General features: G+C 59.9%; 8 protein-coding genes, 1 pseudogene and 1 CRISPR repeat array. All 9 genes and pseudogenes read right to left on the reverse strand.

The genetic code is table 11. The features are described from left to right. Nucleotides 1–69: 69 nt before the first annotated feature. A CRISPR array of direct repeats spans nt 70–3950; the repeat unit is 30 nt; unit sequence GCTTCGACCCCACAAGGGTCCATCTGAAAC. A 111-nt stretch (nt 3951–4061) separates the two neighbouring features. Further along, on the reverse strand, nt 4062–4325 hold the full coding sequence (gene cas2, locus IEX72_RS01965; RefSeq protein ID WP_188785691.1) for a CRISPR-associated endonuclease Cas2: 264 nt from the start codon (nt 4323–4325) through the stop codon (nt 4062–4064). 2 nt (nt 4326–4327) lie between these two features. Further along, entirely contained in the window at nt 4328–5320 is a 993-nt protein-coding gene (gene cas1b / locus IEX72_RS01970; RefSeq protein ID WP_188785692.1) for a type I-B CRISPR-associated endonuclease Cas1b, read from the reverse strand. Between the two features lie 2 nt (nt 5321–5322). Next, nucleotides 5323–5883, reverse strand: coding sequence for a CRISPR-associated protein Cas4 (gene cas4, locus IEX72_RS01975; protein WP_188785693.1), 561 nt, complete (start codon nt 5881–5883; stop codon nt 5323–5325). Continuing rightward, the gene (locus IEX72_RS01980; protein WP_188785694.1) at nt 5880–8483 is read right to left on the reverse strand and encodes a CRISPR-associated endonuclease Cas3''; all 2604 of its coding nucleotides are present in this window, start codon (nt 8481–8483) and stop codon (nt 5880–5882) included. The genes cas4 and IEX72_RS01980 overlap by 4 nt, the downstream gene beginning before the upstream one ends. Further along, nucleotides 8483–9271: a type I-B CRISPR-associated protein Cas5b gene (gene cas5b, locus IEX72_RS01985; protein WP_188785695.1), complete on the reverse strand. Its 789-nt coding sequence runs from the start codon at nt 9269–9271 to the stop codon at nt 8483–8485. The genes IEX72_RS01980 and cas5b overlap by 1 nt, the downstream gene beginning before the upstream one ends. A gap of 3 nt (nt 9272–9274) precedes the next feature. Next, nucleotides 9275–10339, reverse strand: coding sequence for a type I-B CRISPR-associated protein Cas7/Csh2 (cas7b, locus tag IEX72_RS01990; RefSeq protein WP_188785696.1), 1065 nt, complete (start codon nt 10337–10339; stop codon nt 9275–9277). Then, nucleotides 10332–12461, reverse strand: coding sequence for a type I-B CRISPR-associated protein Cas8b/Csh1 (gene cas8b, locus IEX72_RS01995; RefSeq protein WP_188785697.1), 2130 nt, complete (start codon nt 12459–12461; stop codon nt 10332–10334). The genes cas7b and cas8b overlap by 8 nt, the downstream gene beginning before the upstream one ends. Beyond that, nucleotides 12454–13260 (reverse strand): CRISPR-associated endoribonuclease Cas6, encoded by an 807-nt coding sequence (cas6, locus tag IEX72_RS02000; protein WP_188785698.1) that lies wholly within the window; start codon nt 13258–13260, stop codon nt 12454–12456. The genes cas8b and cas6 overlap by 8 nt, the downstream gene beginning before the upstream one ends. A 600-nt stretch (nt 13261–13860) precedes the next feature. Further along, a pseudogene (locus IEX72_RS02005) lies at nt 13861–14160 on the reverse strand (transposase); the annotation flags it as partial. Nucleotides 14161–14227: the final 67 nt, after the last annotated feature.

Below are 14227 nucleotides of genomic sequence, written 5' to 3' on the forward strand. Positions count from 1 at the left end.
CAGACGTTGTTTGGAGGACGGGGTCCATCTGAAACACGGCTGGGAGAACAGCAAAGACCCAGGCGTGGAGCTTCGACCCCACAAGGGCCCATCTGAAACGTGGCCCGAAGCCGGTGGTCCAAGTCGTATCAACTTCGACCCCACAAGGGTCCATCTGAAACGACGACAGGCAGCCGAAGATCGTCGTCGATGATCCCACTTCGACCCCACAAGGGTCCATCTGAAACGGTGTCCTCGGGGTTCCATAGACGGGTTGTGTACTTCGACCCCACAAGGGTCCATCTGAAACCACGCCGCGTCCGAAGCAACTGCCACGCACGGCCACTTCGACCCCACAAGGGTCCATCTGAAACCTCAAACCGGATCTGGCGGGTCCCCGGCGGCAGCTCACTTCGACCCCACAAGGGTCCATCTGAAACCTGTGTGATTTCCTCCTCGGAACGTAGCACTTCAACTTCGACCCCACAAGGGTCCATCTGAAACAGGGGTGGGAGTTGGCGCCCTCATGTGCCGCTCCGGCTTCGACCCCACAAGGGTCCATCTGAAACGCATTGTGTGGCACCCACTCACCACGGGTGGGTACGCTTCGACCCCACAAGGGTCCATCTGAAACCCGTCAGCGTCACTCGCTCGGACTGCGTCGGCGTGCTTCGACCCCACAAGGGTCCATCTGAAACTCGCGGTGGAGGCGGCCGTGTTGCGTCCAGGTCCGCTTCGACCCCACAAGGGTCCATCTGAAACCGGGCCCGATCACCTCCTCCTGGGCAGTCTCTCGGCTTCGACCCCACAAGGGTCCATCTGAAACTCGAGCAAGACTGCCGCCGCGTTGAAGTAAATCAGCTTCGACCCCACAAGGGTCCATCTGAAACTGGCTAATACGACCGTTCCAGGTGACGAATGGGTTGCTTCGACCCCACAAGGGTCCATCTGAAACCTTAGTAGGGGCCACACGCTAAGTCGGAGCCAGTAGCTTCGACCCCACAAGGGTCCATCTGAAACAACTGTCTATCGTAGCGGGAGCCGCGACCGGGACGCTGCTTCGACCCCACAAGGGTCCATCTGAAACACATCGACGAACGCCTGGGTCGCGCGGCCCTCCCAGCTTCGACCCCACAAGGGTCCATCTGAAACTCGGCGCCGAAGCGGCCCGTTTCGTCCTGCAGTTGGCTTCGACCCCACAAGGGTCCATCTGAAACCGGCCGTGGACACCCGATCCAATTACAGATAGCAGCTTCGACCCCACAAGGGTCCATCTGAAACCCTCGCCGCTGTCGTCGTCGGTGACAGCCGGCGGGAGCTTCGACCCCACAAGGGTCCATCTGAAACCCGCGACGGCGCTCGACGCGCTGCTGAACCTCTACGCTTCGACCCCACAAGGGTCCATCTGAAACCGACCTCTTAGAGGAGGTGGAGCAATGGCGGCGGGAGCTTCGACCCCACAAGGGTCCATCTGAAACCTGGAGACTGGTTTCGACGGCGCGAACCCTGGGGTTGCTTCGACCCCACAAGGGTCCATCTGAAACCGTTATTTTACCGTCGGTGTCGTGATTCATAGACTGCTTCGACCCCACAAGGGTCCATCTGAAACACCAATACCAGCCAAACCACAACTATGCAAACCAATCGCTTCGACCCCACAAGGGTCCATCTGAAACGCGTGCGGTGTTACCACAAGTGCAAGTGACGCCCGCGCTTCGACCCCACAAGGGTCCATCTGAAACCGGCGGTATGGAGGCCCTCTCGGGCATCGTCCAGAAGCTTCGACCCCACAAGGGTCCATCTGAAACCCCTCCCAGCCGCCGAGGCCGTCGGAGTTGTACCCGGCTTCGACCCCACAAGGGTCCATCTGAAACCGGATAATGGCCGGGAACGTCTAAGACGTTCGTGGTAGCTTCGACCCCACAAGGGTCCATCTGAAACCCGCCGACATCGTCGCCAAACTCCCGGCTCGGGTCGCTTCGACCCCACAAGGGTCCATCTGAAACGAGGGCGACGGCGTGATCCCGCGGCTTCGGCGGATCGCTTCGACCCCACAAGGGTCCATCTGAAACCCGCTGCCGGTCGAGGTCGACAACGTCCCGCTCGCTTCGACCCCACAAGGGTCCATCTGAAACCTCATTTACACGAACGGGATTGACATTCGAGACTTGCTTCGACCCCACAAGGGTCCATCTGAAACCGGCAGAGTACGGGGATGATGTACTCACCACGCAGGCTTCGACCCCACAAGGGTCCATCTGAAACTCGAACGCTTCATAGATCTGATCCACATTCTGTTTGGCTTCGACCCCACAAGGGTCCATCTGAAACCCGGATCGACCTGGACCAGTCGACCGGCCTCCGCTTCGACCCCACAAGGGTCCATCTGAAACACGGCGCCGGCGATGACCCACACCCACACCGCGAGCAGCTTCGACCCCACAAGGGTCCATCTGAAACACCACAATGAACGACGACCAACGCGAACACATAGCCGCTTCGACCCCACAAGGGTCCATCTGAAACCTTCCCGGCTTCAGGGGTGGGGGTTCCGTCTCCGGCTTCGACCCCACAAGGGTCCATCTGAAACCACGACCGGGTGAACGAAGCGGCTGAACAACTAGCGGCTTCGACCCCACAAGGGTCCATCTGAAACGAACTTGAGTGGGGGCTCCGAGACGCTAATAACACGCTTCGACCCCACAAGGGTCCATCTGAAACCCTCGCGGCATACTGTACTGAGGTTCGCCAGCGGGGCTTCGACCCCACAAGGGTCCATCTGAAACTTGGGCTCGTTTCGGTACTCGTGTTCGTACTCGACGCTTCGACCCCACAAGGGTCCATCTGAAACACTGTGGGGAGCCGTACGAAAGCTACATGGAGCACCTGCTTCGACCCCACAAGGGTCCATCTGAAACTCCGTTCCGTCTTCCCAGCCCCAGCCGCGCAATTCGGCTTCGACCCCACAAGGGTCCATCTGAAACGGGAAGCGACCGGATTAGAGTATGTCTTTGGGACGCTTCGACCCCACAAGGGTCCATCTGAAACCCGACCTCGTCGGCCAGGCTCTCGCCGTCGCGGTCGCTTCGACCCCACAAGGGTCCATCTGAAACCGGGTCCCGCGTCGGTGTGTCGGTTGTCGTGGGGTCGCTTCGACCCCACAAGGGTCCATCTGAAACACGCTTGAGCCCGGCACCTACGACCTCCGGCTCCAGCTTCGACCCCACAAGGGTCCATCTGAAACCCGCGCTCGAGCTTGACGTGCCACCCGTGTTCGTCCGCTTCGACCCCACAAGGGTCCATCTGAAACAGTGTCGATTATTATTGACAGCACTGTCAACCCAGCTTCGACCCCACAAGGGTCCATCTGAAACACGAGTTGTTCGGGTTCGTCGGGCGGGCTGATTTGGCTTCGACCCCACAAGGGTCCATCTGAAACCAGAGACGGCGGGTAAGCGATATCTAAACCTTCGGCTTCGACCCCACAAGGGTCCATCTGAAACCGGGCCTTTTTCTCGGCGAGGTTGGCGCCGAGCCCGCTTCGACCCCACAAGGGTCCATCTGAAACGAGATCGACGACGGCGTCGTCGGCGTACTCGCCCATATCATCGAGCGAGCTTCGACCCCACAAGGGTCCATCTGAAACTCGACGCGGGCGAGCGTGCCGGCCGCCCCGCGCTCGCTTCGACCCCACAAGGGTCCATCTGAAACGCGCGCAGACACAGACACAGACCGAAACCGAGCAGCTTCGACCCCACAAGGGTCCATCTGAAACGACCCGTTCGACTGTTTTGGGCTTCGGACCGTCGCCGCTTCGACCCCACAAGGGTCCATCTGAAACGCGGCACACTCGGCGGAACGCCGCTTGATGTCGTCGCTTCGACCCCACAAGGGTCCATCTGAAACACGGGCAAGACGACGCTCGCCGTGTGGCTGGCGCTGCTTCGACCCCACAAGGGTCCATCTGAAACTATGGCCGATTTGGCCACATATGCTCCTCTATCGGCTGTTCACACTTCATCGTTTCCGTCGACCCGCAATAGTCAACGAACCCCTAGAGGGTCGATGGAAAGCTGGACCGCTCAGAGAAATTGATCGTCGGCGGTGGGGTCCTCCCCGAATACGGATCTCTCGACCATTTTTTCGGAGGAAACGCAGTAAATAATCGTCGATTCTCCGGGATTGAGTAGATCATCGACGCCGGATCGGATCTTTTCGAGGTCACCCTCGGTCACGTCCCCTTCGAGCACGGAGTTCTGTGCGTGTGTGAGGTATCGGCGGAGGAATTTCAGCATCTTGTGCGTTCGATCTGCCTCCATATCATAGACCACGATAACATAGACCATACTTACCACCACCGTCGGAACGGAACATACTCCTCGCCAGTTAGGAGGTGCTTTTTTAATTTGTACGCTTCGACACGGAGGAGATACTGGTAGCTCACCTTCTTACCCAAATCCGGGTGGTCAATCGTCTCGTCAAGCGTCTCCTCGTATGCTTTCGAGTACGTCTTTCGGCCGCTCTCGTCCAAGAGGCAGGAGTTCATCTCGTCTTCAAACTCGTCGGTAGTTAATTGGCCGCGGTTAACGAGTCTGAACATAACCCGATCGGCGAGCAGCGGTTTGAATAGATCCGCAATGTCCAGCGCCAGCGAGTACCGTCGTTCGCCGGGTTCGTGGAGGTAACTGATCGTTGGGTCCAGTGCCGTCGCTCGGATTGCCGAGACGACGTTCGCATATACCAACGAGTTGCCGAACGAAATCAGACTGTTGACCTCGTTGTTCGGTGGGTTGTACTGGCGGCCACCGAAGACAAATTCCTCAGGCAAGATCTCGTCGAACGTCGAATAGTACGCTTTCCGAGCACGGGCTTCGACGCCCATCGTCTCGTCAATCGTCTTCATTCTGTCAAGCGACGCCCGCGCATCCTCCAGTTCCGCCAGTATCTGCTCGAAGTCGTAGCCACGCCCGTCGTAGTACACGACATTCGAGCGCATATTGTGGATACTGCCGTCGACGAATGCCTTCGCCAGTTTCAGCCGGTGCTCGGGATCGTCGTAAGCGCGAACCTGATCAACGACTGTCTGACCGGAGGTCTGGCCCCGTTTGGGCATAATCGACCCGGCGTAGTGGTCGTGCCAGCCGAAGACGTGGACGGCGACGCCTTCCTGATTGAGGAACGAGACGAACCGAGTGTTGTACTCGATCTGCCCGTGGAGGAAGATCGCCTCGGCGTTCTCGACCGGGAGGTACTTTTTTTCGTTATCCACGGTAACGACACGTACTGTGTCGTCCTGGCGTTCGATCCGTCCGTCGGAAAACACGTGGTAGTTGTCGTTCATAATCAACAGCTCCAGCAGAAGTCGTGATAGGCACACGCATCACACACCGGCTTCTCCTCAGCCAGTGGCGGCGATTCTGCGGTGACGACCTCACGGATCCCATAGATCGCCGATTCGACTTCGGCACTGGACTCTGGGGTCAATTCGACCGTTTCGCGGCGTCTCTCCGTCGGGTGTGCCAGGATGCCCGTCTTCTCGACACCGGTGACTCGATCAAGATACCAAAGATAGAACAGCAACTGTAACCGTGCCGGTTCAGTCATCGACGACGAGGGCTTAATTTCGATGATCTCACCGCTATCTAGTACGTCGATTGCGATGATCCCGTCGACGCGTACGTCTCGGCGCTTGTCCGAGTAGGCTGAGTCATCAACGCCGCTTCCACGGACGATCGCCGGTGTATCGCGGTCGATCTCCACATCGCGGCTGAGGAACCAGAGCTCCCGCTCGCAGACGACGTAATACTGGAACATCACACCAGTGAGGCGAAACGGCAGTTCCTCGGTCTCGTCCCTGGCCGCGGTGAGAAATTGATCGACTGGGTCGGACGATGGGTCAGTCATAGGAATCGATCGTCGACACCGGGATCGTTCACAGCAAGTCCCTTCGTCTCGTCGAAGTGTGAAGTGGTCTGTGGATGCCGGAGGACGCGGAGATCAGTATCACCGAGTGGTTCGATATTCCGCACCGTCTCGGCCTCACGCGAGTCCTGTCCGTACACCGGGACTGAGACGGTCATATCCTTGGCCTCGTTACGGAGATCGTCGAACCGCTCGTACTCGAACTCGTTCATCGCTACCTCCATCTTGTCGACGAGAGTCACCTCAGCGTCAGTCCGGCAGACGATCACATCGACGCTGTCCCGCTTACCGATTAGAGAGAGATCGCCGAGTTTTGCTGCCTTCGCCTCATTGACCCAGTCGACGAACTGCGGATCACCCGGGTTGCGGTCGGAGACGAGGCCGTAGTAGTGCTCGACGGCATCGCGCGTCATCTTCCGCTCGGCAACAGTATCATCGTCGGCCCCGATAGCGTCGAGCGTCTTCGATGTCAGTGAAATAGTACTCACACCACGGGAGTCATAAACGGCCTGTGATGGGGTTTTAGTCGTCTCGTCGGGTGGGGCGAGCCACCAGAGCGTCACAGTCCCGCGGTCACGCTCGAACGATCGGTTACACCGGCCCGCTGCCTGAACGACGCTGTCGATCGGTGCGATGTCGCGGTATACTCGGTCGAAGCTGATGTCGACGCCGGCCTCGATGAGTTGCGTCGACACCGCTACCATCGGGACCGATCGCTCGGAGAGACGCTTCGTCGCTTCGATCAGCGCGAGCCGGTCCCGGGGACGGAGCCGGGTAGAGAGGTGGACCAGCGCACGTTCGCCAGTATCGAGGTGACTCTCGATCCGGTTGACGAGCACGTCCACATCGATCCCGTCGTCAGCGACCCCACCGTCGTCGATTCTCCCGCCGTCAGAACCCAGGCCCTTGATTGACTCGGGTTCGAGTATGGCTGTGAGATGGGCCCCCACGTCGACGACCGCCCCCTGTTCCTCGATCGTGTCGGTGAGCGCGGCCGCGCTGTCGATCGTGTTACAAATGGCGAGTCCCGAATTGGTTCCACCGGTTTCGTCCAGGATGGTTTTGCCAGCGGTCTCGTAGCCGATGGTTGCGTCGGTGTCGTCGAACGCTAAGGCGGAATCGTGAACGTCGTACTCAACGCGCTCGAAGCAATCGAAGTACCGATCCACGTCGTCAACCAGTTCGAACGCGTCGTCGAACAGTGCCGGCTGCGTCGCCGTCATAACGACGACCGTCGCATCGTACTCCTCCGTGAGGATCGTCGTGACCCGTCGAACGAGCTTCCACCATTTCATCGGTAACGCCTGTGGCTCGTCCAGTACAATCACGGAATCGTACAGCGCCGGCAGCTTCATTGACTGGGAGTTCCCGGGACCGACGAGGCTCTCGAAGAGCTGTACGAACGTAGTGAGCGTCAGCCCGGACCGCCAGCTCTCGGCGACCATCTCGGCCAGCCTGGCGTCTTCATCGGTCCCCTCCTCGTCGTCGTCGAGTTCCGTCACCGTCTCGGCCAAGTGGTGGTGGATCGTCAGCAGGTCGTCGCGCCCGTCGGAGTCGAACACCTCGGTGAGTTCGTCCGCGACCTGATCGATGACAGACGTAAAGGGGAGCGCATATATAACCCGGCTCCCGTCCTCGCGGAGTTCGAGAGCGGCGCTCAGCCCGGTCAGTGTCTTTCCCATCCCAGTCGGCAGGGTCAACGTCGCGGTCGAGCCGTCCGAATCACGAAACGTCTCAACACCGGCGAGGACACCCTGCCGAGCCTCTTGACGGAGCTGATTAAGAGCCTCTGTCTGACTGTCGTTGGCAGTATCTCCACCAAGATCGTCGATATACTCCGAGAGGATCCGCAAGTCGGGTTCGGAGGCGGTGAGGTTCCTATCTCCGACCCCGGCAGCGGTCGTTTTGTCCGCGAGGATCAGCCCGCTCCAGAGTTGGAGAAGGACCTGATAGAACGCGTCGGACGGATTGGATCGGTCGGTCCCGAAGCTGAATCGATCGAAGTGCTCGTAGACGGTCCCGAAAAGTGATTTATTCGCGATCTCCGATACGAATTCCTCCCACGATCCGGCACCGTCGGTTATGTCGGCAACGAGCGACTGTGCGAACGGTCGGTGATGGTCATCGATGTTGGTGACCTGTTCGATCACGACGCGCTGGCGCTCGTTATTCGCCTCGCTCTCGTTCTCGAACCGCGAGACGCTGTCCACGTACTCCTCGACGTTCGGGAGACGGCCGTGATGTTTCGCGATCGCGACAAACGTCGCCAGACAGTCCTCGCTGTCGTACCCCGATCTGTCGAGGACGTAGTAGCCGAGGTATGCACCGAGCAGGGAGTGATTCGACCGCTTGCTCGACTCCGATTCGCCGATCACGTACGCTTGAAACCACGTTGTCGCCTTCCCGAAGTCGTGACACTGAGCCACGACCGCCGCGACCTCGGCGAGCGGATCGCCGCCGGTTGTCGTGGCATCCGACGGGACCACCTCGCGCGTTCTATCAGCCACTGCGTCGAGGTGATCGCGGAGCGGTATCGCCTCGTCGTTGCCCTCTGGTGGGTGAGAGATCGGAACGTCACTCATCACGTAAACACGATGGCCCTGCCGTCGACTGCCCGGGGCGATACGTCAGTCAGCCGTAGCGACTCCCCGTCAGGATTGTAGGCGTAGGAGACGAAGGCACTGGTCGTCCGGCCGCCTTCGTCGCATTGCATATACGCGGGGGTCTGTTCGATCTGGTAGCGCGTATCCGGTTCCGGAACGATTGAATCGACCGCTTCGGGAACGGTCGAATCGACAGTCACGGTTTCACCGTCCGGTCCCCGCTCTATCGGAAACTCCCCGTGATAGTCGACCGACGCGAGGTACTCGGAGAGACCGAGACTTGGGACGTAGTACGACTCCCCGGATTCGAGAAGCGAGCGCAACTGTTGGTATCGGTCGTCGTCGGAGAGCCACACGTCGATCCGGTAGGCCGGTTCCACGAGGACCTCGTAGTTGTGTTGCTGACGGGGTTTCGATGGGTCGGGGAGCTTGATCGAGAGTTTCCCGCGAGGATTCAGGGACGTCAGGTGCTCGTTGGCCGTCGAGAGCGTGTTCATCGGGAGCTTCATCGTGCGGAGTTCGCTGGCGGGTTCGATGGCGACGAGCGACTCACCCGGCGCGAACAGGTCGTAGTAACCGTCCCGTTCGATTCCCAGCATCGCCGCAATTAGCCCTGCAGCGGTGGTCCGCGGGATGACCCGGTAGGTCTGTTTCACGATGTTGCCCTCGATGCGTCGGAAATGCCCCCACGGGCCGCTGATAGTGAACGACAAGCACGTGTTCGCACCGTCGGGGAGGTTTGACGCAGTCGAGGCGTGCTCGGTCACGGCTCACTCCTCCGGCCTGGTCGCGGTCGCGTCCTCATACACATCGACGACGCGAACGGAGTCATCGCCAAGGGCGTTCCGCAATTCACTGTAGAGGAACTCGTGATTGCCGATCTCCCCCTCGATGGATACGTTGAGGACATCGCTGGCGACCACGTGGACCGTGTCGATCCGGTCGGACGCTCGCTTGAGGCGGTCCACGAGGCCCGTCGCGTCGATACACACGTCACGGATCGTCCGAAGTTCTTCCGCTGGCTCGGACGCGTCCGTGTCGAGTGTGAGGTCCTGATCGAGACCACCGAGGTGGAAGCTCTCACCGTCGTACTCGACTCTGAGATAGAACCGTGGCTCCTGCCCGACCTTGCTCCGACTGATGGTCTGGTTCTTCAGTGCGCGCCAACACAGCGTGTCGAGCCGGCGAACGTCGTCGTCGGTCAGGAGCGTGTCCTCGGCCCCGTGTTCGTCGACGAGACCGTGGAACCCGATAAACGCGTACTGAATACGGTGGTCGTCGAGGTCGAAGCCGCCTTGTTCTTTGCCCTCGCCGGTCGCGATGACGCTTGTGAGGCTGTTGTACTCCTCGTTCTCGGTCACTGGGTGGAGCGACTTCCCGGGCGAGAACTGGACGGGACCCCTAAAGTGATCCGGGAGTTCAGCAGCGATGTCTCCGTACTTTTCTTCGTCCATATCGACGCTCATCGTCGCTCCGAAGTAGCGCACGTCGGCACTGTTTTCGAGGAACTGCTGGAAGACCGCCGCTTCAATCTCGTCCTCGTCCAGCTCATCGAGTTCGATTTCTTTGAGACGGTCTTCGAGGAGGTCTTCGCGCGTCGCCTGCTCGCCTTCTTCCTTGACGTTACGGATGTAGACGCCGTGCCCGTCATCCTGTAACTGGTCGCGGAGGTATCGCTTGAGGCGCACGTCGGTGACGATGGCCTGGTCGGTCTGTGGATCGATCCGGGGGCGGTTCGCGCCGCTAAGCGGGTTGCCGTTCGGGTTCGCATCGACTGCGTCGTACGCGAAAATAATCTCTGATCGGTTCGAGGCGGTGGGGTAGTGTTCACTCATTGGTTTCGGAAGCGTCGGCTGTGTCTGCGTCGCTGTGCTCCGTGTCCTGCTCGTTCGTCGAACGGTCGTTCATCCCGTAGGTCACGCCCAGAGAATAGTAGAAGCGGAGATCGTCGGTGCTGATATCCCACTTCTCGGGGTCTCTCTCCGCCATCGTCTCGACGATCCCGTCGGTGATCTCGCTGTACATCGTCGAGTTGATGTTCGAGCCTTTCTTGGCGCTCTCCCGGGAGTAGACGATGTCCTTGTCGATCACCTCTTGAGTGATGCGCTTGACTCTGGTCTTGGTCATCGACTTGATCGGGTACTGATCGATCACGGTCGTCGATCGGTCGTGATAGGCCTGCTGATAGGTGCCGACCTGGCCGACGAGTGCGCCGATCAGGAACGCACCCCGCCGTTCGGGGTCGTCGAGGCCGTCCGTCTGGTCGAGGAACGATTCGAGTTTCTCGGTGCGACCGAGGGCGGCCGATCCACCGTCGGTTCGCGCTGTCTCTGGGTGCATAGTGTCGTAGCCGGGACCGTCGATCAACGTCGATTCCCTGTCGTCGTCCGCCCGCACGAGATCAGCGTTTTCGAGCGCGCACAGCTGTGCGAACTGTGAAGCGATCAGGAGCTCGGGGACCCGTTCGCCGTCCCAGTCGAGTAGCCGTTCGACGTAGGCGCTGACGAGTTGGCTGCGCGGCACCGGGTCGCCAGCGAGGATCGAGACGTGTACGTCGATACGCTCGTCGTCGATCGTCGCATCGGTGTCCTCATCAGTGAACGGGAAGGTTCTGTAGAGGTAGCTCCCCGAAGCGACCATCTCGTGAACCTTCTGCGGGTGTTCGAATGGATCCGTCAGCGGCGCCTCGTCGTAAGACGGCATCGGCGGCGTCCGATCACCATTGCGCTCGTGGTCGTCGTCGAACACCCAGCTCCCGGTGACCCCTTCGTGTCGCTTCCCCACTTCCGTCGGGTAGTGGAGCTGGCCGTTGAGTGTCTCGCCGTACACATCGAAGCGGGACATCTGGTGTTTCATCACCGCCGCGACGTAGAACCGAAGCCGCCCGTCGAACTCGTCTTCGTGCTCTCCGAACCGGTCGTAAAACTGCTGGACCGGGGTCAGATCGTCCTCCTGTACAACGCCGTGTAGCGCCGCATATAGGTTGTACGTCTCCTCCGGGGTCGGCCGACCGAGGAAGTACGGGAGGTAGTACACGTCGGCGTTGAACGTCCGGTAGGAGCAGGCGTCGACGAACTCCTCGGCGTTCATCAGCGTGACAGCGCCATCCTCGGAGATGGGGTGGCTCCGCCACGCCTCGTCGGGATCAAGCCCCGGAAACTTCTCCATCTGCTTGCCGAGGAAGTAGTTGAGCGGATCCTCCGCGGTCCCGACGGTCCGGGTCCGCTCCCCGCTGATGAGGTCCGTCGCCTCCCCACTGGAGTTCGTCGCCTGCCCCTTCGAGACCAGTTTCGAGAGCTTCCGGGCCCGCATCGCCTCGTTGAACACGGATAGGTCGCCGGGCCACTCGTAGTCCGCGCCCGACTCCCGCCGAACTTGTACGGTCAATAGTGCCGTGGTCGAACCGCCGAGCTCGGTCTGTACGGCCTCTCGGATTCGATCAAGGACAGCCTCGTCCTCGCCGACTGTCGCCAGCCCGCGGATGATGTCGCCGTCCGGGTGTTCGTCGGCGACACCCTGGACCACGTCGTCGGTCGCCCACCGCGTCAGCCGCTCGCAGGCGTAGCGAGCCAGCTTCTCGGGGTCGCTGTTGCGCCCGGAGCGATGTGTGACGCTGTGATCGATTCCACGCGCGGCACTGAATTTACAATGAGCGATCGACTGGACACGGTCTGGCGTGTACTGGGTCACCCGGACGGGATCATCAGCGTCGAGCGTGGGCCGCTCCCCCGACAGATCCACCCGAACGACGATCAGGCTCTCTTCGGTCCCGATCAGGTCGTTGGCCTGGTCGGGCGTCAGATACGCCGCGTACTCGCCGCCACCGGCCGTCGCAAGCGTGTAGAGGCGACCGTAGAGGTGCTGGATACTCCGGAGCGACGAGATCGGCCGCTCCGGGAGTTCGTCTTCCAGTTTTTTCGGCGGGTACTCCTCGTGGAACTCGTCAGGGTCAAGCACCGACCGATCCCTCCCGTCCCGGTTTCCGGTCCGTCTTCTCGACGATATTGACGAATCCGAACCCGAGCGAGTTGCGCTCGCCGATACCGGTGTCGAGTGCGAGGTTCAGATGGCGGCGGTGGTGGTCGTCGCGGACAGTGTAGTCGAACCGCCACTTGCTCAACACCCACGTCTCGCGGTGGCCCTGCGTCACAGTCACCGGGATCGAGAACGTTTTGATCAGGTCGGCGCCGTCGAACGGGTCGCCGTCGACCTCTGATGGTCCGGGAAGGTAGTCGGGACAAAACAGGTCGTGTTTCCTGTCGAGGTTGTTTTCGATCTGATTTCGGAACGGCTCCATCGTGTGCTGAGGTCGCCAGAACTCTGCCTCTTCGTGGTCGGTCTCGATCCCGTACTCCTCGAAGCGCCACGGAGGGATCCGAACCAACACACCGGTCCCGGTTTCGATTGTTCCCGATGTCCCCGGTTCCCCCACGTCGGTCGCCAATCCGTTGACTGTATCGACGTGGAAGGGCATCTCACCGATGTTCAGCTCCCGATCGTCTTTGAGGTCGGCAGCCACGTGGGCGAGTAACTCTTCGTGGGGCGATGCCACGAGCAGGGTCCGCTCGTCGCCTTCTTTCATATCTCCAGGAGGGAACGGGTTTGAGTAGGCGAACCCTTTCGGCTGGTTCTCGTCGTGTACAGTGTCGTATTGAGTTCCTTCGAGAGCGTTCCAAATACGTCCTCTAAGCTTGTGGTGGTAGGTGTTGTCGTAAGCAGTATCGGCGCGTGCGTTGATACGTGCTAATATGCGCAAGAGGACATCACCTCTGTCTCCTCCAAGTCAGCAAGAGCATAACAGATGGGGGTCAATAGGCTACCATATAAATGTCACTACGCTATGGTGAAAGTGAAACCATCCCGAAATTCAACAGAACCAGGTTACGCCAGACCCTGCTGTTCGATCTGGAACTCTCCACTCGCAATCGTCACCAACCACGTTGAGGGATCGTTCTCCTGCGTCGACTTGCTGATTTCCGCAGTTGGGTCTGTAACGAGTAGGGGCATCTCGTAGCCTGCTATCGACCCACGACTCCCCGCGTGCAGATGCCCCGGGACGACCAAGTCTGACTATTCATCAGCCGAATCGAGGAATCTCCACAGGTCCAAGTGGTTCGAGTCGTTTCCGTGGATTGGAGACCCATTCCCTTGTTGAACGCAAGACAGCGACGGGGGAGGGTCGATTGGTTGTAGTCTCACGCTGTCAGAGGTGCGTTCTTACAGTCAGAAGATGCGGCGGCTGTTACTGACAGCGGTTGCCGAAGGGTCAAAACTATAATATTTTGCTCCGTTGTGTCAGTGACGACGGCGATGCCTCTCCCGGATACGTCCGGAGAAAGGGAGCAGGCGGCGAGGCCTAACTCGCCGCCTGCGTCAGGTTATGGACGATGCACTTCCGAGTCAGCTCCCGGAACTGGCCGTGCCAGCTCCCGGAGCGGAGCTTCTCGCCGTCGTCTTCCTTCAACTGGGAGAATCCCGTCTCACTCATCCAGCGTTGGTTGTAATCCTCGTTCATTCGGGTGTTGTGGGCCTTCTGCAACGGTGTTTGTTCCCTGTGCTTGATCAGTGGTCGCGTTGAGTTGGAGCGACACTCCTCGCGAAGCTCGCCCCACGAGTAGTTCGCGTCAGCAGACAATACACGCAGGTCTTCCGCGTTTAGTGCCTAGTGAAAGTTATGAAGGTAGAGTCTGATGATGAGGTATGTCTGGGGATCGCCGCAAAGA

The organism is Halobellus salinus (genome assembly GCF_014646875.1).
Lineage (GTDB): Archaea > Halobacteriota > Halobacteria > Halobacteriales > Haloferacaceae > Haloquadratum > Haloquadratum salinum.

Excerpts from the sequence above, each read along its gene's own strand:
- cas2 (WP_188785691.1), bottom strand. The coding sequence starts at position 4,325 with ATGGTCTATGTTATCGTGGTCTATGATATGGAGGCAGATCGAACGCAC.
- cas1b (WP_188785692.1), bottom strand. The coding sequence starts at position 5,320 with ATGAACGACAACTACCACGTGTTTTCCGACGGACGGATCGAACGCCAG.
- cas4 (WP_188785693.1), bottom strand. The coding sequence starts at position 5,883 with ATGACTGACCCATCGTCCGACCCAGTCGATCAATTTCTCACCGCGGCC.
- IEX72_RS01980 (WP_188785694.1), bottom strand. The coding sequence starts at position 8,483 with ATGAGTGACGTTCCGATCTCTCACCCACCAGAGGGCAACGACGAGGCG.
- cas7b (WP_188785696.1), bottom strand. The coding sequence starts at position 10,339 with ATGAGTGAACACTACCCCACCGCCTCGAACCGATCAGAGATTATTTTC.